The sequence below is a fragment of the Qipengyuania intermedia genome (genome assembly GCF_019711615.1).
Lineage (GTDB): Bacteria > Pseudomonadota > Alphaproteobacteria > Sphingomonadales > Sphingomonadaceae > Qipengyuania > Qipengyuania intermedia.
Genome location: NZ_JAIGNS010000003.1, coordinates 112,979 through 134,771, shown reverse-complemented (window position 1 = coordinate 134,771; position 21,793 = coordinate 112,979). Strand labels below are relative to the sequence as shown.

Genomic DNA, 21,793 nt, shown 5'->3' with positions numbered 1-21,793 from the left:
TCCATGAAACCGGGTGATATCGTCAACGGCCTGTCGGTCGACGTCGAGGACTGGTTCCAGGTGGGCGCTTTCGAAAAGACCCTCAAGCGCGAAGATTGGGACGGGCTGGAACTGCGCGTCGCCGACAATGTGGCGCGCATCCTCGATCTGTTCGACGACGCTGGCGTCAAGGCGACCTTCTTCACGCTTGGCTGGATCGCCGAGCGCAACAAGGCCGCCATGCGGGATATCGTCGAGCGTGGTCACGAACTCGCCAGCCATGGCTATGACCACACGCGGGTGTTCACCTTCACGCGGCAGCAGTTTTCCGACGATCTCGCGAAATCGCGCGCCATCCTCGAGGACGCGGGCGGGTGCGCAATCACCGGCTATCGCGCGCCGAGCTTCTCCATCGATGCGCGCAACGCCTGGGCCCACGAGGTCCTGGCCGAGCACGGCTACGCCTATTCCTCCAGCGTCGCGCCGGTGGTGCATGACCATTACGGTTGGCCCGATGCCCCGCGCTTTGCCTTCAATCCGGTCGCGGGCAGCGACCTCGTCGAAATCCCCGTGACCACCGCCGTGCTTGCCAACCGCAGGCTGGCGGCGGGAGGCGGGGGGTTCTTCCGCGTGCTTCCCTATGGCTTCAGCCGCTGGGCTATCCGACAGGTCAACCGGGACGAAGGCCGCCCTGCGATTTTTTACTTCCACCCCTGGGAAATCGACCCCGAGCAACCGCGCGTTGCCGAGGCGCCGCTGCGCTCGCGCCTGCGGCATTACACCAATCTTTCGCGCATGGCCGGCAAGCTTGGCGACCTGCTGGAGGATTTTGCCTGGGGTCGCATGGACGAGATTGCCGGGATCGAACGCGATCGCGCCATGGACTGGGCTGCGTGAATGCACCTGTCGCCATGAATGTATCTGTCGCGCTTTCAGATCTCGGCAGCGCGAAGGATCGCGCTCGCATCGAGGATTTCGTGCGCGACCGGAACGGCAACGTGTTTCAGCGTCCCACATGGCTGGCCGCGATAGAAGCGGGCACCGGTCAGAAGGCCTTGGGATTGGTCGCGGAACTCAGCGGTGCGATTTGCGGGTGGTTGCCGCTGAGCGACGTCCATTCGCCGCTGTTTGGCAGGGCGTTGGTATCGAGCGGTTTCGCGGTCGGGGGTGGCCCCCTGTTTGCCGATGGACGGGTGCTAGAGGCGCTCCTCGCCTCCGCTGCCGAACTCGCCATGCGGAACAGCGTCTCGACCGTAGAGCTGCGCGCGCCCGATGCGGGCAAAGGCTGGCACCGGATCGAAGGTCTGCATGCAGGCTTCATCCGCCCGCTTGAGAGCGACGACGAAGCGCAACTCCTCTCCATCCCCCGCAAGGCGCGCGCAGAGGTCCGCAAGGGCCTGGCAAACGATCTGCAGATCACTGTCGGTCGCAGCGAGCAGGATCTGGAGGCGCACTACCAGTGCTATTCCGAAAGTGTCCGCAACCTCGGCACACCGGTCTTCCCGCGCAGTCTGTTTGCTGCCGTGATCGATGCGTTCGGGGACGACGCGGACATCCTCACGGTGTCGCACGAGGGGCGCCCGATCTCGAGCGTTCTGTCGCTTTATCACGATGGGGCGGTGATGCCTTATTGGGGCGGCGGCCGCTGGGAAGCGCGGGGCCTGCGTGCGAACGAGCGAATGTATTACGAACTGATGTGCCACGCCCACCGCAAGGGGATGGACCGGTTCGATTTCGGTCGCTCCAAGACCGGTAGCGGCCCCTTTGCATTCAAGAAGAACTGGGGCTTCGAGCCTGAGCCGCTCACCTATCGTCGCTGGACTGCACCGGGGGTTGAGGCGCGCAATATCGACCCGACCGACGAAGGCTATTCGGCCAAGATCGAGCTTTGGAAGAAATTGCCCCTGCCGGTCGCGAACCTGATCGGGCCGTGGATTGCACGCGGATTGGGTTAGGCATGGGCGACATTCTCTTCCTTGCGCACCGGATGCCGTTTCCGCCCAACCGCGGTGACAAGATCCGCTCGCATCACCTTCTCAAGGCCTTGGCGCGCCTTGGCCCCGTGCACGTCGGCACCTTTGCCGAAACTCAGGAAGACCGCGATCATTGCGCCGAGCTGTCCGTTATCGCGGCGTCGAGCCATGTGGCAGACAGGACCAAGCCCCTGGTACTTGCGGGCATTCAAGCAGTCTTATCGGGCAAGCCGGTCAGCCTCGCGGCTTTCTATGATCGCGGCTTGCAGTCTTGGGTAAAGCAGACGCTTGCCGCAAACGCGATCGACACCATCGTTATCTTTTCGGGCCAGATGGGCCAATACTTGCCGGAGGGTTTCGACGGACGCGTGGTCGTCGATCTGTGCGATGTCGATAGCGTTAAGTTCGAGGCCTATGCCGAGGCGGGAGACATGGCCTGGATCAACGCGCGGGAGGGGCGCTTGTTGGCCGCTGAGGAAGAGCGGCTTGCCCGACGCGCCGATGTGACGACCCTGATCAGCGAGAGCGAAGCGGCTCTCCTGCGTTCACGCATCTCCCCCCAGGCAGAGGCGGATATCCGTGTCTTCGGGAACGGCGTCGACACGCAATTCTTCGATCCGGCGATCGATCTTTCGCCAGCGCCATTCGCCCAGCCCGGGCCAAATTTTCTCTTCACGGGCCAGATGGATTACGCCCCCAATGTCGTGGCGGTGGAGCGGTTTGCGCACGGCGTCTTACCTACGCTCGTCGCTTCACATGCGGCACAGTTTCACATCGTCGGTCGCGCGCCGACCGATGATGTTCGCAAGCTTGGAGAGCTCGACAATGTGACGGTCTGGGGCGGGGTGCCGGACATGCGACCCTTTTTGGCCGCAGCCGATGCAGTCGTCGCGCCTCTATCCATTGCGCGCGGCGTGCAGAACAAGGTGCTTGAAGCGATGGCGATGGCGCGGCCGGTGGTCCTTTCGGAGGAGGCTGCCACCGGCATACCGGCGACGGATGGCGAGCATTTTCTGATCGCGCGAGATGACGCTGCCATGGTTTCGAAATTACGGGACCTGCTCGAAGGTCGGCTCGATGGCAGGGCGATCGGGGCAGAGGCGCGGCAATTCGTCGCGAGCGAAATGAGTTGGGAGGCGATCTACAAGCAGGTGGCCACTCTCGTGCAGACCGATGGTAAGAATAGCCGTGCAGCTTGACGTCGCTTCTGCCGAGAGCCCGACACAGGAAGGGCGGGGCTGGTCGGGCGCGGTCCTGCGCGTCCTTGTCGCATGGGCGGCCCTCTTCGCTCTCACATTTCGCGAATGGACGCGCATGGCGCACCAGTGGTGGAATATCGACACCTACAGCCACATCCTCCTCATACCGGCGATTATCGCCTGGCTGGTGTGGTTGCGAAGTGAGGAATTGCGCAAAATTCGCCCCTCGGGAGGCTGGATCGGGTTCGTATGGCTGGCCCTCGGCCTTGCCGTCTGGCTGGCGGGCCGTGCACTCGACATCAATCTGATCGCGCAGGCAGGGACGCTGGCCGCATTCCAAGGCGCAGCGATGGCCATGATCGGCACGCGGGCGAGCCTCGTTCTTGCCTTTCCGCTGTTCTATTCCTCGTTCCTGGTGCCCTTCGGCGACGAGATCATTCCGCAGCTGCAGGCTATTACCGCGCACATCACCACCTGGCTGACGGTCGCGAGCGGGATCGAAACGGTTTCGGATGGGATCTACATAGACACGCCTGCCGGACTGTTCATCGTTGCCGAGGCCTGTTCCGGGGTAAAGTTCCTGATCGCGATGGTGACGCTCGGCATCCTTGTGGCACACGCCTGTTTCACCAGCTGGAAGCGGCGGTTCTGGTTGCTTCTAGCCTGTGTGGTCGTGCCTATCATGGCCAATGGAATCAGGGCCTGGGCCACTATCTTCATCGCGCAATATGTGGGCGCGGAGGCGGCGGGTAGCTTCGACCACATTGTCTATGGCTGGTTCTTCTTCGGTATCGTGATCGCGCTGGTGCTGGGCGTGGCATGGCGCTGGTTCCAGCGCGACCCTGAAGATGCAGGATTCACCGCCGAGCAGGCTGGCGGATTCCCCACCCTCGAGAGGTTCGACGGCGCGCCCTCTACCGTGCGTGTCGGCCTAGCTATCGCAGCAGTGCTAATCGCTTTTGCCGTTCTGGTGCGTCTGGTCTAGGGCACTCCGCCATGTGCGGGATCGCGGGTATCTTCCATTACGAGACGGTGAAGCCGGTCGATCCCAAACGGGTCGAAGCGATGACGCTGGCCCTTGCACATCGGGGGCCGGACGGGGCGGGCGTATGGACTGCGCCCGGCGTAGGGCTCGGTCATCGCAGGCTGTCGATCATCGATCTCGAAGGCTCGCCGCAGCCGATGCATTCGGCAGATGGCCGCGCGACGATCGTCTTCAATGGCGAGATCTATAACTACCGCACGCTTCGCCGCCAGCTTGCGCAGGACGGGGCCAAATTTCTCACCGAAGGCGACACCGAAACGATCCTTGCCGCCTGGCAGAAATGGGGTCCGGATTGCCTTTCGCGCCTCGATGGCATGTTCGTCTTCGCACTGTACGACCATGACAGGCGGCAGCTGTTCATCGCGCGCGACCGCCTGGGCGTCAAACCGCTGTATCTGGCGCATCTTCCCGGAGGCGCATTGGGCTTTGCGAGCGAATTGAAGGGCTTGCTGGCCCATCCGATGATGCGGCGTGAGATCGATCCGCTGGCGATCGAGGATTACATGACCTGGGGCTTTGTACCCGATCACCGCGCGATCCTGAAGAATGTCACCAAGCTTCCGGCCGGGCATTTCATGCTCCTCGACCACGGACGGCCCCTGCCTGAGCCCAGAAGATGGTGGGATGTGAGCTTCGAGGCGAGGGCGAAGGGTAAGACCGCCGACCGCTCCGCCGAACTGCTGCACCTGATGCGCGAAGGTGTGACCAGCCGCATGGTGGCAGACGTGCCGTTGGGCGCCTTCCTATCGGGCGGGGTGGACAGCTCTTCGGTCGTCGCCCTGATGAGCGAGGCGAGCAATCGCGCGGTGACGAGCTGCTCGATCGGCTTCGATGTCGAACGCGTCGATGAAACGGCACACGCGCGCAAGGTGGCGGAATTGTTCGCGACGGACCATCACGAGCGCATAGTCTCTGCCGACCAGTTCGGCGAGATCGACCGCATCGCCTCGATTTTCGATGAGCCTTTTGCCGATGCAAGTGCCCTCCCGACCTTGCGGGTCTGCGAATTGGCGAGGGAGCACGTGACGGTCGCCCTTTGCGGCGACGGGGCGGACGAGGCGTTTGCAGGCTACCGTCGCCACCTCTTCCAGCTGAGGGAAGAACAGGCCCGCTCGGTCTTGCCGGCAAGGCTTAGAGGCGCTGTATTCGGCGCGCTCGGCAAGGCGTGGCCCAAGGCTGACTGGGCACCGCGTCCCTTGCGTGCGAAAACGACCTTGCTGTCCTTGGCCGAAAGCGGGGAAAGCGGATATGCGCGCGCCCTTGCGATCCTTTCGCCGGAACTGCGCGATGGCCTTTACGGAGACGCGCTGCTCAAGGCGCGCGGCGAGTACCGCGCCGAACAGCCCTTCGAACAGTTGATGCGCGATGCACCGGCGCGTTCCGGCCTCGACCGGGCGCAATATGCGGACCTGAAATTCTGGCTGCCCGGAGATATCCTCACCAAGACCGATCGCACCAGCATGGCAGTCGGCCTCGAAGCACGCGAGCCGTTGCTGGATCATCGCCTCGTCGAGTTCGGTGCTAGCCTACCGCAGCGTGAGCGCATCCGTGGCAATGACGGCAAATGGCTGATGAAGCACACGATGGAGCGCTATCTTCCGCACGACATACTCTATCGGAAAAAGCAGGGGTTCGTGACGCCGCTGGCGCAGTGGTTCCGCGGTCCGCTGGCCGATGAGGCGCGGCGGATCGCGTCGAGCAGCCTGCTGGTCGACAGCGGTTGGTTCCAGCGCAGTGCGCTTGTCCGCCTCGCGGAAAACCATATCGAAGGGCGGTCCGATAACTGTCGCACCCTGTGGCAGTTGCTGATGCTGGAGCGTTCGCTGCGCCACCTGCGGCCGAGCGCCTAACCCGCCAACCCGTGGCCCCGCGCCATGTAATCGGCGCTCTGCATTTCCTTCAGCCGGCTGACGGTCCGCTCGAACTCGAACGATCCATCGCCCGATGTGTAGAGGTCTTCCGGCTCCGCGGCGGCGGTTGCGAACAGCTTCACGCTGTTTTCGTATAGCGCGTCGATCAGCTTGGTGAAGCGGATCGCCTCGTTGCGGTTCTCCGGCGACAGGCGCGGGATGCCGACGACGATCACCGAGTGATAGGCATGCGCGATGGCGAGATAATCGGCAGCGCCGCGATTCTCGCCGCAAAGGCGCTTGAAGCTGAACACGCCTACGCCCTTGAAGCTTTTGGGCACATGCAGGGTTCTCCCTCCGCCAAGGTCCAGTTCGCCGCTAGGCACGTGCTCTGCATCTTCGGGCGCGTAATCGGTAAGCCGGAAGAAGGCCTCCCGGACCTGCGCGGTGGCGTCTTCCCCCAGCGGCGTGTGCCACGTCGCCAGATCGCCGAGGCGGTCGAGGCGATAGTCGGTCGGCCCGTTGAGAGGGACGACATCGAGTTCGGCCTGCACGAGGTCGATGAAGGGCAGGAACAGGGAGCGGTTCAGGCCGTCCTTGTAGAGATCGCTCGGCGGACGGTTAGAGGTCGTGACGATGGTCACGCCCTCGTCGCAAATCAACGCGGTGAAGAGGCGCGCCATGATCGCTGCGTCTGCGGTGTTGTTGACCACCATCTCGTCGAACGCGAGGCAACGGACGTCCTTTGCGATCCGGGCAGCCACAGGTGCGATGGGATTTCCCGCTTCCTTGGCCCGCTCGTCGCGGATCATGCGGTCAACCTCCAGCATGAACTCATGGAAATGGACGCGCCGCTTTTCCGCGATCGAAAGGCTCTCCACGAACAGGTCCATCAGCATCGACTTGCCGCGCCCGACGCCGCCCCACATGTAGACGCCTTGCGGCCGGGTCTTCTTTGCCTGGAACAGTCGCGAGAGGAGACCGCCTGGCTCTTCGGCCTCGAGGTCCTTCTGGAGCCTGTCGAGCCGTTCTGCAGCGCGCCTCTGGTCCGGATCGGGCTGCAACTCGCCTGCCGCCACCAGGCGTTCGTAGCGGGCAAGCATTCCGGTCATTGGGGGAGGGGGCGCGGGCGCATCTTCTTCACGATGCCGGAAAAGGCGCAAATGACATCTTCTTCCTGCACGACCGAACCCCGCACGAACACGAGACTGCCGGTCTCGCGCACGATCTCGCACACCGCGTCCAGCGGTCGTTTCGGATCGCCACCGCCAACGAACTGGGTGGATAGCTCCAGCGTTACCGAAGGGCCTGCATTACCCGTCCCGATCGTGTGCATGGTCGTGAAAAGAGAGATGTCGATCAGGGACAGCGAAACCGCCCCGTGAATGATACCCTGCAGGTTCTCGTGCCGGCGCTCCGGGAACATCCGCAGGCGCGACCGCCCGTCCTCGTCGACGCGCGTGATGAGCTTGCCCATCACGGCGCCGTTGAAAAGGGTCTGGTCTTTCAGGTTCCAGTGCCGCCAGCCCGGGTTCTCCGGATCGGGGCCATGTTCGAAAACGGTGTCGGGCAGAACCACGTCAGATAGCGCGTTCGGCCATCATCTTCTTGGTTTCCGCGATTGCCTTTGCCGGGCTGAGGCCCTTGGGGCAGACGTTCGCGCAGTTCATGATCGTGTGGCAGCGATAGAGGCGGAAGGGATCTTCCAGCTGGTCCAGGCGTTCGCCGGTCATTTCATCGCGGCTGTCGGCGAGCCAGCGATAGGCCTGAAGCAGGATTGCCGGACCGAGGAACTTGTCGGAGTTCCACCAATAGCTGGGGCATGCGGTCGAGCAGCAGGCGCACAGGATGCACTCGTAAAGGCCATCGAGCTGTTCGCGCTGTTCCGGGGTCTGGAGGCGTTCCTTGCCGCTCGGCGTCGGGCTGACGGTCTGCAGCCAGGGACGGATCGAGGCATATTGTGCGTAGAAGTGCGTGAAATCGGGCACCAGGTCCTTCACCACTTCCATGTGCGGAAGCGGGGTGATGCGGATTTCGCCCTTGAGGTCGTCGATCGCCGTGGTGCAGGCGAGGCCGTTCTTGCCGTTGAGGTTCATCGAACAGGAACCGCAAATGCCTTCGCGGCAGGAGCGACGGAAAGTCAGCGTGGGATCGATCTCGTTCTTGATCTTGAACAGCGCGTCGAGGACCATCGGGCCACACTCGTCGAGATCGATCTCGAAAGTGTCGTAGCGCGGGTTTTCGCCGCTGTCGGGATCATAGCGATAGATCTTGAATTTCTTTACCCGCGTTCCGCCGTCTGCCGAGTGTGCACGGCCCTTGCCGCTGATCTTGGAGTTCTTGGGGAGGGTAAACGTAGCCATTTTCAAGCGATCCTGTTGCTTTACGCAACCCATCTAGCGGTTCGTACGAGTGGCGCAAGGCCCGGAACGGCCAATTTTCAGCGGACTTGCGTGCAAAACACGCACATGGCAGCGCATCGAAGTGCACATCGCGATTTACGACCTCGACCGGACTTTGACCCGCCGTCCGACCTTTACCCCGTTTCTCGCCTTTGCGGCGCGGCGGATTGCGCCTTGGCGACTTGGCTTCATGCCCGTGTGGATTGCTGCCATGATTGGCTATCGCATGGGTTTCTATTCACGGACCGCGCTCAAGCGTTTCGGGATGAAGCTGATGCTCGGCAATACCGGGCTCGACCGGTTGGAGGAGATCGGCGAAGACTATGCCGGGGCGCGCATCAGGCATCCGGGCCTGATGCCCGCGGTCATGAAACTGGTCGAAGAAGACCGCAATTCCGGCGCGCAAATGATGGTGGCGACGGCTGCTTTCGGTTTCTACGCCCAAGCTTTCGCCACCCGTCTAGGGTTCGAACATTTGATCGCAACGCGCTGGGACGGCTCGCAAATTCCTGGCGGGAACTGTTATGGCGAAGTGAAGAAAGGCCGCGTCCTTGCATGGTTTGCCGAACAGGCCATCGACCGGAATGCGGCGCACGTACGGTTTCTCAGCGACAGCTTCGCCGATGCACCCTTGCTCGACTGGGCGGACGAGCCCCTATTCGTCACCGGTTCGCCTGCCGAAGCCGCGAAGGCGAGGGCGCGTGGCTGGAAAGTTATCGACCCGCTTGTCCCTTGACGGCTGCGGCAATCGCGTCAGCCGCGCGCTCGCTTGCCGGCCGATCGCCGAGGTCGATGGTGTAGGAGAACAGCTCGACCTGCTTGTCGCGATATTCGGAGGCGATGCGCTCGTAATCGGGCAGGAGGGCCGTAAGTTCGGCGGTCGTCTGGACGACGGGACCGGCGTCCCAGAACAGGTGCCATTCGTCGTCTTCCTCCAGCTTCTCGCGGCGGCTGTCGAAGAAGAACGCGGCCCGCGGACGGGCGAGGAATTCGTAGATCTGGCTCGAGACGTCCCCGATGTATCCGTCGGCTGCGAGCGTGTAGCTCATGTCGAACAGGCGCGGTGAATCGAGGTCTATAAGGACGTTTTCGGCTTCGAGTGCCTCGGCCGGCACGTCCGGACGCTTGCGCGCGATCTTGTACTCGGGCGAGACGTGAAGCTCTTTCTTGAAGAGCATCACGTGCGGCGCGAAGATGAGGTTGAAGTCCTTCCCCGCGTCGCTTGCGAACCATTTCAACAGCTCCGGTCCCTCGTCGTACCAGCTGGACAGGTTCGGATCGAAGTGGGGGTTGTAGACGAAGGTCGGCTTGTCGTTGTCGAAAAAGTGCGGCTTGGCATCGAGGTCGATGCCTTCGAACTTGGGATAGCCGACGATGACGAGGCGTTCGCGCGAGACTCCGTGGGCGACAAGCTGGTCGACGACCTTCGGCCCGGCGACAAAGCTGCGATCGAAGCGCGTGTAATCGGGATGATAGGCCACGCTGCGATCCCCGGCGCCGTGCGGCACCTTCGCGAAGTAGGGCATACTCTCTTGCGGGAGATACTTTTTCAGCCGCAGGCAGGTCCGCTCCGTTGAGATGATCATGTTCGCGCTCGCGAAAAGCGAAATGTTGGCGCGCAGTCGCATCAACCGGCTTGCAGGGAGCACGCGGTCGAAGATCGAGGCCAAGGCCCTGCGCCAGCCGGACAGTTTCAATTCTTCCCAGCGGATCAGCCGGGCCGAAGCAGGCTCGACAAGTTCTTCGAGGCGCCCACGTATCTCGGGCGTGGCATAGGCAACCACCGTCTCGATTTCGGGATGCAGTCTGGCAGTCGCCGCCGCGATACCGGCAAGGTGAGCAACCTGGTGGCCCGCGTCGTGATTGAAGAGGAATATCGCCCGCATGTGGGGCGCCATAGTGCGGGCGGTGGGTAGTCGCAAACCATGCAATTGCACCGCAAGGACAATTCGTTCAAAGGTCCGCGCCATGCAGCCGGCTTCAGAACCCGCAAAAAGACGTGACGGGCTGTCGAATATCCTGCGCAATCTTGCCTGGATCCTCGGTGGCAAGGGGTTCGGCGCGGTTTGCAGTTTCTTCTACCTCGCGATCCTCGCGCGCTCGCTCGGCCTCAAGGATTTCGGGCACTTTTCGCTCATTTTCGGCACCGCACAGGCGCTGGTGGCGATCGCGGGCTTCCAGACCTGGCAGACGCTGGTGCGGTTCGGTGCGCAACCGGTCCTCGAGGACGACCATCCAAGATTCGGTCGCCTGATCTGGTTCTGCACCTCTGCCGATGTGCTCGGCGCGATCACGGGCTGCCTGATCGCGGCCTTGCTGTATTTCGGGTTCGCGGAAATCCTCGAGCTGAACCCGGAATATGTGACGATGGGTTTCCTGTTCGCCTGCGCCCTGATGTGGTCGCGCCTGACCACGCCGAGCGGCATCGTCCGGGTTCTCGGACGTTTCGACGTGGGCATGTATATCGAAGCGGTCGTTCCCACCGGACGCCTCATCGCCAGCGGGATAATCCTCTGGACGGGCGCGAGCGTGGGTAAATTCCTCTTCGCCTGGGCATTTTTCGACCTGCTGTCCGCCGCGCTGTACTGGATCGCGGCACGCCGCCTTGCCCCGCAAGCCTTCCACCGCAGGCACTTCGGGCACTGGAACCAGATGCTGCGCGAAAACGAGGGAGTCAGGAGCTTCTTCGGTGTGACCTATATGGCGACGACGCTCGATGCGACCGTGCGCCAGGGGCCTCTCCTAGCGGTCGGTTATTTTCTCGGGACGTCGGCAGCTGGCCTCTACCGGCTTGCAGACCAGCTGGCGCAGGGGGTGAAGCAGTTCGCCGTCCTGATCGCGCGCGCGGTCCTGCCCGAATTCGCCATTTCCTCCATGGCGGACGAGGCACATCGTTTCGAGGGCCTGGTGCGAAAGGTAACCCGGATTGCGGCCCTCGCCGGCGTGACCGTGCTGGTCCTTGCCATATTCCTCGGAGAACCTCTTCTCGTGCTGATCGGCGGCTCCGACTATGCGCGGGGGGCGGTAGTGCTGATCCCGCTTGCGGTGGGCGCCGCGTTCGAGCTGGCCAGCGTATCCTATGAGCCGATGCTCTATTCCACCGGCCATGCAAAATACGCCCTGCGCGTGCGCTTGCTAGCCCTTGCGGTGCTGGTCGGCGTAATCCTCGCGTTCGTGTCGTCGGGCCCGGTCGGCGTCGGTTGGGCGGTGGCGCTCGCCATGAGCATTTTCTACCTCGCCATGAGCGCGACCGTGTGGGTTATCCTTCGCCAGCTCCGCAGGAAGGCAGCCGCGGCGTGAAGTTCTCGGCGCTCATATTGGCCGGGACGCGGCCGGGCGGGGACCCGCTCGCCGGGACTGAAGGCAAGCCGCACAAGGCCCTGATCGAACTCGAGGGTACAGCGCTGCTCGAGCGCGTATCGGACGCGTTGCGGGAAGCAGGTGCGGACCGTATCGCGGTATCCTGCGATCACCCGGACGTCGTAGCCCTGGCTCGCTCGCTCGAATTAAAGGTTCTCCCTACCGGGCAGGGGCCGAGCGAAAGCACGGCGATCGCATTTGCTGAGCTGGGTGCTCCGCTCTTGGTGACTACCGCGGACCATGGCCTGCTGAAGCCGCAATGGGTCAGGCATATGGTCGCAAACACTCCCCCATCGGCAGACCTGTCGATCATGCTGGCAGAGCGTCGCGATATCGAAGCGGCCATGCCCGGCTCGAAGCGGACCTATCTTCGTCTTGCCGACGGGGCATGGTCCGGGTGCAATTTGTTCTACCTCCAGCACGAAGGGGCAGGGCGCGCCATCGAAAGCTGGAAAGCGGTGGAGGCCGACCGCAAGCGACCCTGGCGCATCGTGCGCCGCCTGGGGCTGTCCACGCTCGCCAGATACGCGTTCGGCAGGCTCTCGATGGCGCAGGCCATCGAAATGCTAGGTCTCCGGATGGGAGTGAGGGCTAGCCTTGTGAAGGCGCCCGACGGCCTCGCGGCGGTCGATGTCGATAACCCGGAAGACCTCAACGAAATCCGCGCATTGCTTCGCGAGCGGCGCGCATAGCCGCCAAAAGCGGTTTCCACCGCGGATTTTTCGGGCATAGTGCCTCAAAAGGTGGGAGAGAGCGTTTGGGCTTGCGCAGTCTTTACGACCGGCACGTCATGCCGAGGATGATCACCCTCGCCTGCGGGCAGAAGGGCATCGAGGACAGGCGCAGGCAGGTCGTCCCGCTTGCCGAAGGACACGTCTTCGAACTCGGCTGCGGCGGCGGGCTCAACCAGCCTTTGTACGACCCCGAGCGGGTCACGAGCTTCGCCGGTATCGATCCCAACGAGAAGCTGCTGGACAATGCCCGGGACAAGGCGCGCGAGCGTGGCTGGACCGCCGATATTCGCGAAGGCGTGGGCGAAGACATCCCTTTCGCCGACAGCACGTTCGATACGGCCGTGTGCACCTATACGCTGTGCAGTGTTGACGATCCTGCCAGGGTGTTGGGCGAATTGCGCAGGATCCTGAAGCCTGGTGGGCGCTTGCTGTTTCTCGAACATGGGCGCGCGCCCGATGCGTCCGTGGCCAAGTGGCAGGACCGGATCGAACCGGTCTGGAAGCCGCTGGCGGGCGGATGCCATCTGACACGACCGATCGGTTCCGCTCTGCGCGGCGCAGGCTTCGAAGTGGAGCCGCTGGGCCAGGCCTATCTCGACCGTGCGCCCAAGGTGATGGGCTGGATGGAATGGGGTGTGGCCCGCCGGGCGGGAGTCTGAAAGGAAACCGCCCACCTGACCGGTGTCAGGCGGGCGGTTAGCTTCACATTATTCGCCGAAAGTGCGCTGCCACCAGCCGCGCTTGGGCTTGCCGCCTTCGTCGGATGACTGGCCTTCCTGCTTGGCTGCCGCTTCGGCAGTTTCGGGCGTGCCTTCGGGACCGGCGACGACGGGCATGTCTTCCTTGACCTGCTCGGCTACGTCTTCGGTCGCCTTCTTTTTGCGCGTGCGCTTGGGCTTGGGCTTCTCTTCAGCCTCGGGGGTGGCTTCCGCAGGTTCTGCCGGAGCCTCGTCCGCCTTCTTCTTCCGAGTGCGCTTGGGCTTCGGCTTTTCCTCGGCAGCATTGTCGCTGGAGGTTTCCTCCGCAGCCTTGTCGTCGGCCTTTTTCCTGCGCGTACGCTTGGGCTTCTCGGCAGGAGCTTCCTCGGCAACGGCCTCGGTGTCTTCTGCTGCCTTCTTCTTACGCGGTGCCCGCTTCTTCTTGGGTTTTTCCTCTTCGGCGGCCTGCTCGGCGGTTTCCGGAGCGTCTTGCGGTCCGGCTACGACAGCCATGTCCTCGGCAACCTGCTCGGATACCTGCTCGAGCTTTTCGGCGTCCTCAGCCGTTACCTCGTCGGACTTGCCGCCACGACCGCGACCACCGCGCCGGCGTCCGCCGCGACGGCGGCGCTTCTTCGGCTTGCCGTCATCATCGCTGTCCTCGGCGTCGGCGCCGTTGTCACTGTCCTCGTCGGAATCGTCTTCGTTGTTGTCGTCCGAATCCTGTTCGCGGTTCCGGTTGCGTCCACGTCCACCGCGGCGACGGCGGCGCTTCTTGCGCGGACGGTCATCGTCTTCGTCCTCTTCGGAGTTGTCGACGAAATCATCGTCCTCATCATCTTCGTCATCGACGATGGTGTCGAACTTCGGCGCGTCCTTCGGCTTGGGGCCGTGGCTCGACACCGTCATCTTCGCGCCTTCGTCTTCGCCTTCCGGCACGACCTCGGCGATGACGCCGTAACGCTGTTCGATCTCGATCAGGTCGTTGCGTTTTTCGTTCAGCAGGTAGACGGCGGCCTCGGTGCTGGCGGCAAGGCGGATGCGCGATCCCTTACCCTTGGCTGCTTCTTCCTCGATGAGGCGCAGGGCCGAAAGACCGGCAGAGCTGGCGGTGCGGACAAGGCCCGTTCCATCGCAATGCGGGCATTCGCGCGTGGTCGCTTCGAGGACGCCGGTGCGCAGGCGCTGACGGCTCATTTCCATGAGGCCGAAGCTGGAGATGCGGCCCACCTGGATACGCGCGCGGTCGCTCTTCAGAGCGTCCTTCATCGCACGCTCGACCTTGCGGGTATTCGAATGATGCTCCTGGTCGATGAAGTCGATGACCACGAGACCGGCCATGTCGCGCAGGCGCAGCTGGCGAGCGATTTCCTTCGCCGCTTCCAGATTGGTGTGGAGCGCCGTCTGCTCGATATTGTGCTCCTTGGTGGAGCGGCCGGAGTTGATATCGATCGAAACCAGGGCTTCGGTCGGGTTAATGACGAGATAGCCGCCGCTCTTCAGTTGCACGACCGGATCGTACATCGCCTTCAGCTGGTCTTCCGCGCCGTAGCGCTGGAACAGCGGGACCGGATCGACATATTGCTTAACCCGCCGGGCGTGGCTGGGCATGAGCATTTTCATGAAAGCCTTGGCGGATTTGTATCCTTCTTCGCCTTCGACGACGACTTCTTCGATCTCGCGGTTGTAGATGTCGCGAATGGCACGCTTGATGAGGTCGCTGTCCGAATGGATCAGCGCGGGCGCGGCAGAGGACAGTGTCTTTTCGCGGATTTCGTCCCACAGGCGCGCAAGGTAATCGAAGTCGCGCTTGATCTCGGTCTTGGTGCGCGAAAGGCCGGCAGTGCGTACGATCAGGCCCATCGTCTTGGGCAGGCTGAGATCACCGACGATCTGCTTCAGCCGCTTGCGGTCGCTGGCGGAGTTGATCTTGCGCGAAATGCCGCCGCCGTGGCTGCTGTTCGGCATGAGAACCGTGTAGCGACCGGCGAGGCTGAGATAGGTGGTGAGGGCAGCGCCCTTGTTGCCGCGCTCTTCCTTGACGACCTGGACGAGCAGCACCTGGCGGCGCTGGATGACGTCCTGGATCTTGTACTTGCGACGCAGCGCCATGCGCTTGGCGCGGGCTTCGTCCACTTCCTTGGCACGGCTGCGACCCTTGCCCTGGCGGCGACCACGACCGCGGCGCGAGCGGGACTTCGATTTCGAATCGTCGCCGTCTTCGTCGTCTTCATCGTCGGCATCGTCGTCGTCTTCGCCGTCGAGATGGCCTTCCTCGATGGTGGCGACCTTGTCCTTGTCGGACGTGTCGACTTCTTCGAGACCGTCTTCGGCGAGATCTTCCGCGAGCGCTTCGGAGCTTTCGTCCTCGGCGTCGTACTCTTCGCCCGGAAGTTCGCCGCGCTCTTCTTCTTCGGCGCGAAGGCGCTGCTCTTCTTCGGCAGCTTCAGCTTCGGCGGCCAGCAGGGCCGCGCGGTCTTCCTTGGGGATCTGGTAGTAGTCGGGATGGATTTCGCTGAAGGCGAGGAAGCCGTGACGATTTCCGCCGAAATCGACGAATGCCGCCTGCAACGAGGGTTCGACCCGCGTGACCTTGGCTAGATAGATATTTCCCTTGATCTGCTTCTTGTCGGCAGATTCGAAATCGAATTCCTCAATCCGGTTTCCCTTGAGGACTGCCACCCGGGTTTCTTCCGGGTGGCGCGCGTCGATGAGCATGCGCGTTGCCATTAATTATTCTCCATGCGCGGCGGGGCGGGGCGAGCCCGTCCTTCCTGCTGCGCGATTGTGTGTGAAATCCGCGTCCCGTTCGGGGGATCGCGGCATTAGCGGTCCGGATCAGAACACTGCGATCGTCTGTCCGGATATTCGTGTCTGCATCCGACGCACTGCGCAAAATCTGCGCCTCTGCATCCGTCGCGGCAGCCGTCTTGCCGAAGATCGGCGCAGGGACTGCGGAAAGGGATGAGTGCGTTCTGTGCATCAACCTGTACAAATAAGGGCCGCGCCAGGATGGCGGGGCGAAAGCGAGATCGGCGTCCCTCTTCGTCGCGACTTACGCGCCGATCGGAGGCACCGAACCGATATGAGGAGCGCTAGCACCGTGGGTTTCGATCGGCAACTATATTGCGCATAAGGTGCACGAAGCCTTAAGGTTTTGGTGACCATGAAATCCATCATGCACCTCGCCGCGCCCCTTCTCGTGACGGTTACCGCGCTCGCCGCAGCGATCGGCGTGGCTGTCGGTGGCGGACTGCATGCGGCAGAGCCGGGGCTGGTTCTGAGGGCCGCCCTGCCGGGCAAGGCCGAGCAGCCTGCATTGCCCGAAGTCCGCGGACGCGAGAGCCTGCCGCTCGTCGTTATCGACCCGGGCCATGGCGGCTTCGATCCCGGCGCGACCGCTTCCGGATATCGCGAGAAGACCCTGGTCCTCGGGCTGGCAAGGGCGCTCCGCGACGAGATCGACGCGCGCGGTATCGCAAGGGTCGCGCTGACCCGCGACGACGATCGCTACCTCCTCCATGCGGAAAGGTACGAACTCGCGCGCCGCCTGAATGCCGACCTGTTCATTTCCATCCACGCCGATAGTGCGGGCGATGCCGGAGAGGTTGAGGGCGCAAGCATCTATACCCTGTCAGACCGCGCATCGAGCGCAGCCGCCGCCAGGTTCGCCGCAAGGGAGAACGCGGCAGACACATTGAACGGCGTTTCGCTCGGCGGGGCGAGCGCGGAAGTGAACGAGATCCTCGTGGAATTGTCGCGGCGGCGGACCCGCGCGGAAGCGGAGGAATTCGCGGGCCTGATCCAGCGGGTCGGCGAGGACAAGATCAAGTTCCACCCCAAACCGCGCCATTCCGCCGACCTTCTCGTCCTGCGTGCACCCGATATCCCGTCCGTTTTGTTCGAAAGCGGATTTATCACCAACGAAACCGAGGCGCGGCGCCTTGCTTCTTCGGAGGGACGCGAGGACTTTGCCGAAGTCATGGCGCAGGCCGTGGGACTCTATTTCGCACGCCAGCAGGAACGTTGATCGCAAATCGCCACAGTTAGTATAGCGCGCGCGTCGAAACGCGTGCTAAAGGCCAGCGCTGATCATGAGTTACGCCAGCCACCTGCAGTATTATCGCGAGCGCCTGACCGGCGATCCCGTACGCTTTATCAACTGGATGCGCGAGAACTGGCACGATAACCAGCGCCTGCGTGTCATGACCTATCTGATCGGCATCGCGCTGATGTTGCTGGTCCTGCTGTGGGCGTCGCTGGCGCGCAATCTGCCCGATGCCGAATCCCTGCTCGAATACGAGACACCGCTTCCATCAGTGGTCCGCGGTGTGGATGGCGAGATCGTCCACTCCTACGCGCGCGAACGCCGTGTCCAGCTGCAATATGTCGACTTCCCGCAGCCGATGATCGAGGCTTTCCTGTCGGCAGAAGACAAGACGTTTTTCAGCCATGGGGGCGTCGATTTCACCGGCACGCTGAATGCCGTGTTCGACTATGCCACCAAATACGGGTCGGGCGAACGCGCGGTCGGCGGTTCGACCATTACGCAGCAGGTGGCCAAGAACCTCCTCCTCGGCGACGAATATTCGGTTACCCGCAAGCTCAAGGAGATGATCCTTGCGCAGCGGATCGAACAGGTCCTGACCAAGCAAGAAATCCTGGAGCTGTACCTCAACGAAATTCCCCTCGGCCGGAGGAGCTTCGGCGTGCAGGCAGCTGCGCGCGCCTATTTCGACAAGGATGTCGACGAACTGGACCTGCACGAAACGGCGTTTCTTGCGATCCTTCCAAAGGCGCCGGAGCGTTACGGACGCGAGCGGTACCGCGATCTCGCCGTGACCCGCCGCAACTTCGTGCTCGACCAGATGGTCGCCAACGATTTCGTCACTGCCGCAGAAGCGAATACCGCAAAGGCGCAGCCGCTCGGCCTGGTCCAGCAGCGCAGCGAGCGTTCGGCCGATGCAGGGTACTTCCTCGAGGAAGTTCGCCGCCAGCTGATCGCGGAATTCGGTGAAACGGCCGAAGAAGGCGGCAACAGCGTCTACGCCGGCGGCCTGTGGGTGCGCACATCGCTCGATGTCGAATTGCAGGACGCGGCACGCGATGCGCTGCGTGCGCAGTTGCTCAGCTATCACGGCAATCGCGGCTTCACGGGCCCGATTGCAACTCTCAATCCCGAGAACGGCAGCCTGCATTCGCAGCTCGCCTCTTCAAACCTCAGCATCAACTACGAGAACTGGCGCATCGGCGTCGTGACCAGCGGGGGCAGTTCGCCCACGATCGGGCTTACCGATGGCGAGGACTATGCGCTTTCGGGCGCGCCGAACACGCTCAAGGTCGGGGACGTCGTTGCGGCGGAGCCTTCGGGTTCCGGCTATCGTCTGCGCGTCGTGCCCGAAGTGTCGGGCGCCTTCCTGGCGGAAGCGCCGCAGACCGGGCGCGTCCTGGCCATGCAGGGCGGCTTCGACAGCCGCCTGGGCAGTTTCAACCGCGCCACGCAGGCAGACCGCCAGCCGGGCTCGACCATCAAGCCGTTCGTCTACGCTTCCGCGCTCGACAACGGGATGACGCCTGCCACCCAGGTCCCGGACCAGACCTTCTGCGTCTGGCAGGGCGCAAACCTCGGCGAAAAATGCTTCCGCAACTTCGGCGGCGGCGGGGGTGGCGAGCACACGCTGCGCTGGGGTCTGGAGCAGAGCCGCAACCTGATGACTGTCCACATCGCCGACGACACCGGCATGCAAAACGTGGTCAAGACGATCTCGCGCGTCGGCATCGGCGATTACGAACCCTACTACTCCTTCGCGCTCGGAGCGGGCGAGACGACCGTGGCGAAAATGGTCAACGCCTATTCCGCGCTCGCGAACTGGGGACGGCAGAACGAAGGCTCGGTCATCGATTATGTGCAGGATCGGCGCGGGAAGGTGATCTACCGGACCGACAAGCGCGAATGCACCGGCTGTAACATGGCGGAATGGGACGGGCAGCCGATGCCGCGCTTCGAACCGTCCGGCAAACAGGTCCTCGACCCGCGCACCGCCTTCCAGATGGTTCACATGCTGCAAGGCGTCGTCACGCGCGGTACCGCCGTGCGCCTGCGCAGTCTCGAATTGCCGCTGTTCGGCAAGACCGGCACCACCAACGGCCCGACCAATGCGTGGTTCGTCGGGGGCACGCCCGATATCGTTGCCGGCATGTATGTCGGCTTCGACCAGCCCCGCAACCTCGGTGGTTGGGTGCAGGGCGGCAATACCGCCGCGACGATCATGAAGCGCTTCGTGGAAGCGACCAAGGATCGCTGGACATCGCCCGACTTCGTGGCTCCTCCCGGCATCCGCATGGTCAAGATCGACCGCCGCACCGGCAAGCGCGTGTTCGACGGCGAGCCATCTAACGATCCCAAGGCATCGGTGATCTGGGAGGCTTTCAAGCCCGATACTGAACCGCCGCGTTCTACCCGCTCGGACGAGATGGCCGCGCAGAGGGCCGAGATTCTCGAGCTTATCAAGCGGGCACGTGAAGGGGTTCGGGCGAACAGGCGCGTCGAGGCCGAAGGCCGCGAGGATTCCGCCGGCGACTTCGTCGAGGAAAATGAAGGGCTCTACTAGCCACTCCCCTCCAACCCGACCCGCGCAGCTTTACAATTACGGCCTGCGCGCTAGGTGGGCGAACCAACGGAATACAAGGAATTCGACTTATGCGTGCCGAAGGGCAGGCCAATATCGACCGTATCGAAGCTGCTCTCGCGCTTGTGCGCCAGTCGCTCGACTGGGACCACGCGCTGCGCCAGCTGGACGAGCTCGACGCACGCGTCCAGGACCCGACCCTGTGGGACGATCCCAAGCAGGCACAGGCCATCACGCAGGAGCAAAAGCGCCTCGAGACCGCGATCAACACGGTGCGCGAGATCGAGAGCGAAATGGCCGATGCTATCGAATTCGTCGAAATGGGCGATGCCGAGGGCGATGACGATATCGCCAGTGAAGGGCTCGCCAGCCTTGCGGCGCTGGCCGAACGTGCCGACAGGGACAAGGTCCAGGCGCTTCTTTCCGGCGAGGCGGATGCCAACGACACCTACCTGGAAATCCATGCCGGTGCAGGCGGCACGGAAAGCAACGACTGGGCGGAAATGCTCTTTCGCATGTACGCGCGCTGGGCGGAACGCCGCGGCTTCAAGGTCGAAACGGTGGAGTATCAGGCGGGCGACCAGGCCGGCATCAAGTCGGCGACGTTGCTGCTCAAGGGCGAAAACGCCTATGGCTATGCCAAGACCGAGAGCGGCGTCCACCGCCTCGTCCGCATCAGCCCCTATGATAGTTCGGCACGGCGACACACCAGCTTCTGTTCGGTCTGGGTCTATCCGGTGATCGACGACAATATCGATATCGAGATTAATCCGGCCGACCTCAAGATCGACACCTACCGCGCATCGGGCGCAGGCGGCCAGCACGTCAACACGACCGATTCCGCCGTGCGTATCACCCACCAGCCGACCGGTATCGTGGTCGCCAGCCAGAACGACCGCAGCCAGCACAAGAACCGCGCCACCGCGATGAACATGCTCAAGGCGCGCCTTTTCGAGCGCGAGATGGCGGAACGCGAAGCGGCTGCATCCGGCGAATACCAGGAAAAGAGCGATATCGGGTGGGGACACCAGATCCGTTCCTACGTCCTGCAGCCGTACCAGATGGTCAAGGACCTGCGCACCGGCGTAACCTCGCCGACGCCGGACGACGTGCTCGACGGCGCGCTCGATCCGTTCATCTCGGCGGCTCTGGCACAGCGGGTCACCGGCGAAACGGTCGAGGTGGAGGACGCCGAGTGAGGCGCGCCCCGCTCATCCTGATTGCATTCGGCGCGCTTGCCGGATGCGATGCGGTGACGGGCGACGCCGACGGCGGGCAAGCATTCCCCGAGCCGGACCGGCCGGTGTCCGAGGTCATCTCCTACCAGTTCTCGACCGAAGACGCCCGCGACAGCCGCGGCGAAGCGCAGAAGGTCATGGACCTTGCCGAAATCGAGCCTGGCATGACCGTCGCCGACATCGGTGCGGGCAATGGCTATTACACGGTTCGCCTCGCGCCGCGCGTGGGCGAGTCCGGACGGGTGCTGGCGCAGGACATCGATCCCGAAGCGATCCAGAGACTGGGCCGCCGCGTCGAGCGCCAGCGGCTCGACAATGTGTCGATCAGGCTGGGCGAGCCGAACGATCCGCGCTTACCGGACAATAGTTTCGACCGGATTTTCATGGTCCATATGTATCACGAGATCCAGCAGCCCTACGAGTTCCTGTGGAACATGTGGCCGGCCTTGCGGAACGGGGGACAGGTGATCGTCGTGGACGTCGATCGCCCGACCGACCAACACGGGATCGATCCCCTGCTGTTGTCGTGCGAATTCCGTCGGGTCGGCTATGAACTCGTCGCATTCAAGGACGCGCCCGAGCTTTCGGGGTACTATGCACAGTTCAAGGCAGCGGCTAACAGGCCAGAGCCGGAAGAGATAACGCCCTGCCGCGCAGATAGCGGCAACGAGGGCTAGGCACGACAA

At 63.2% G+C, this 21,793-nt stretch carries 18 protein-coding genes; 13 read left to right on the top strand and 5 right to left on the bottom strand.

Annotated elements, in window-relative coordinates; all coding sequences use genetic code 11:
* Positions 1–3: 3 nt before the first annotated feature.
* From K3179_RS12475 to K3179_RS12455, 5 genes are read left to right on the top strand one after another with little or no spacing between them, the layout of a single operon-like run.
* Positions 4–876 carry an XrtA system polysaccharide deacetylase gene (locus K3179_RS12475; RefSeq protein WP_221565882.1) on the top strand — a complete coding sequence of 291 codons (873 nt, stop codon included), beginning with the start codon at positions 4–6 and terminating at the stop codon, positions 874–876.
* Positions 873–1,934: a FemAB family XrtA/PEP-CTERM system-associated protein gene (locus tag K3179_RS12470; RefSeq protein ID WP_425594764.1), complete on the top strand. Its 1,062-nt coding sequence runs from the start codon at positions 873–875 to the stop codon at positions 1,932–1,934. Before K3179_RS12475 ends, K3179_RS12470 begins: the two co-directional genes overlap by 4 nt.
* A gap of 2 nt (positions 1,935–1,936) precedes the next feature.
* Entirely contained in the window at positions 1,937–3,151 is a 1,215-nt protein-coding gene (locus K3179_RS12465; protein ID WP_221565877.1) for a TIGR03087 family PEP-CTERM/XrtA system glycosyltransferase, read from the top strand.
* Positions 3,141–4,136 (top strand): exosortase A, encoded by a 996-nt coding sequence (gene xrtA, locus K3179_RS12460; protein WP_345722937.1) that lies wholly within the window; start codon positions 3,141–3,143, stop codon positions 4,134–4,136. The genes K3179_RS12465 and xrtA overlap by 11 nt, the downstream gene beginning before the upstream one ends.
* An 11-nt stretch (positions 4,137–4,147) precedes the next feature.
* Positions 4,148–6,046 carry an XrtA/PEP-CTERM system amidotransferase gene (locus K3179_RS12455; RefSeq protein ID WP_221565872.1) on the top strand — a complete coding sequence of 633 codons (1,899 nt, stop codon included), beginning with the start codon at positions 4,148–4,150 and terminating at the stop codon, positions 6,044–6,046.
* Here K3179_RS12455 and zapE read toward each other — a convergent pair.
* Genes zapE through K3179_RS12440 form a run of 3 tightly spaced genes read right to left on the bottom strand, consistent with a single transcriptional unit; the run spans position 6,043 to position 8,409 of the window.
* A complete protein-coding gene (gene zapE / locus K3179_RS12450; RefSeq protein ID WP_221565868.1) occupies positions 6,043–7,158 on the bottom strand; it encodes a cell division protein ZapE in 1,116 nt (371 codons plus the stop codon). The two genes, K3179_RS12455 and zapE, sit on opposite strands and share 4 nt — an antisense overlap.
* A complete protein-coding gene (locus K3179_RS12445; protein WP_160594858.1) occupies positions 7,155–7,625 on the bottom strand; it encodes a PaaI family thioesterase in 471 nt (156 codons plus the stop codon). Before K3179_RS12445 ends, zapE begins: the two co-directional genes overlap by 4 nt.
* A gap of 1 nt (position 7,626) precedes the next feature.
* Complete coding sequence (locus K3179_RS12440; protein WP_221565865.1) at positions 7,627–8,409, bottom strand: succinate dehydrogenase iron-sulfur subunit; 783 nt, start codon at positions 8,407–8,409, stop codon at positions 7,627–7,629.
* 121 nt (positions 8,410–8,530) lie between these two features.
* Between K3179_RS12440 and K3179_RS12435 the strand changes: the two genes are divergently transcribed.
* On the top strand, positions 8,531–9,184 hold the full coding sequence (locus K3179_RS12435; RefSeq protein WP_221565862.1) for an HAD family hydrolase: 654 nt from the start codon (positions 8,531–8,533) through the stop codon (positions 9,182–9,184).
* On the opposite strand, the gene K3179_RS12430 is transcribed toward K3179_RS12435, so the two are convergent.
* Entirely contained in the window at positions 9,162–10,334 is a 1,173-nt protein-coding gene (locus K3179_RS12430; RefSeq protein ID WP_221565859.1) for a hypothetical protein, read from the bottom strand. The two genes, K3179_RS12435 and K3179_RS12430, sit on opposite strands and share 23 nt — an antisense overlap.
* 82 nt (positions 10,335–10,416) lie before the next feature.
* Here K3179_RS12430 and K3179_RS12425 point away from each other — a divergent pair, with 82 nt between their 5' ends.
* The 3 genes from K3179_RS12425 (at position 10,417) to K3179_RS12415 (ending at position 13,201) form a co-directional block, all read left to right on the top strand.
* Entirely contained in the window at positions 10,417–11,748 is a 1,332-nt protein-coding gene (locus tag K3179_RS12425; protein ID WP_221565856.1) for a lipopolysaccharide biosynthesis protein, read from the top strand.
* The gene (locus K3179_RS12420) at positions 11,745–12,500 is read left to right on the top strand and encodes a nucleotidyltransferase family protein (RefSeq protein ID WP_221565853.1); all 756 of its coding nucleotides are present in this window, start codon (positions 11,745–11,747) and stop codon (positions 12,498–12,500) included. Before K3179_RS12425 ends, K3179_RS12420 begins: the two co-directional genes overlap by 4 nt.
* 98 nt (positions 12,501–12,598) lie before the next feature.
* Positions 12,599–13,201, top strand: coding sequence for a class I SAM-dependent methyltransferase (locus K3179_RS12415; protein WP_221565850.1), 603 nt, complete (start codon positions 12,599–12,601; stop codon positions 13,199–13,201).
* 48 nt (positions 13,202–13,249) lie between these two features.
* Here the strand turns inward: K3179_RS12415 and K3179_RS12410 are convergent, their stop codons facing one another.
* Positions 13,250–15,970, bottom strand: coding sequence for an Rne/Rng family ribonuclease (locus K3179_RS12410; RefSeq protein ID WP_221565847.1), 2,721 nt, complete (start codon positions 15,968–15,970; stop codon positions 13,250–13,252).
* Positions 15,971–16,406: 436 nt separating this feature from the next.
* On the opposite strand from K3179_RS12410, the gene K3179_RS12405 reads away from it, so the two are divergent.
* From K3179_RS12405 to K3179_RS12390, 4 genes are all read left to right on the top strand, one after another.
* Positions 16,407–17,270 carry an N-acetylmuramoyl-L-alanine amidase family protein gene (locus K3179_RS12405; protein WP_221566280.1) on the top strand — a complete coding sequence of 288 codons (864 nt, stop codon included), beginning with the start codon at positions 16,407–16,409 and terminating at the stop codon, positions 17,268–17,270.
* Positions 17,271–17,406: 136 nt separating this feature from the next.
* Positions 17,407–19,851, top strand: a complete 2,445-nt coding sequence (locus K3179_RS12400; protein ID WP_221566278.1) for a penicillin-binding protein 1A — start codon at positions 17,407–17,409, stop codon at positions 19,849–19,851.
* 89 nt (positions 19,852–19,940) lie between these two features.
* Positions 19,941–21,068, top strand: a complete 1,128-nt coding sequence (gene prfB / locus K3179_RS12395; RefSeq protein WP_221565845.1) for a peptide chain release factor 2 — start codon at positions 19,941–19,943, stop codon at positions 21,066–21,068.
* The gene (locus tag K3179_RS12390) at positions 21,065–21,784 is read left to right on the top strand and encodes a class I SAM-dependent methyltransferase (RefSeq protein ID WP_221565842.1); all 720 of its coding nucleotides are present in this window, start codon (positions 21,065–21,067) and stop codon (positions 21,782–21,784) included. Before prfB ends, K3179_RS12390 begins: the two co-directional genes overlap by 4 nt.
* Positions 21,785–21,793: the final 9 nt, after the last annotated feature.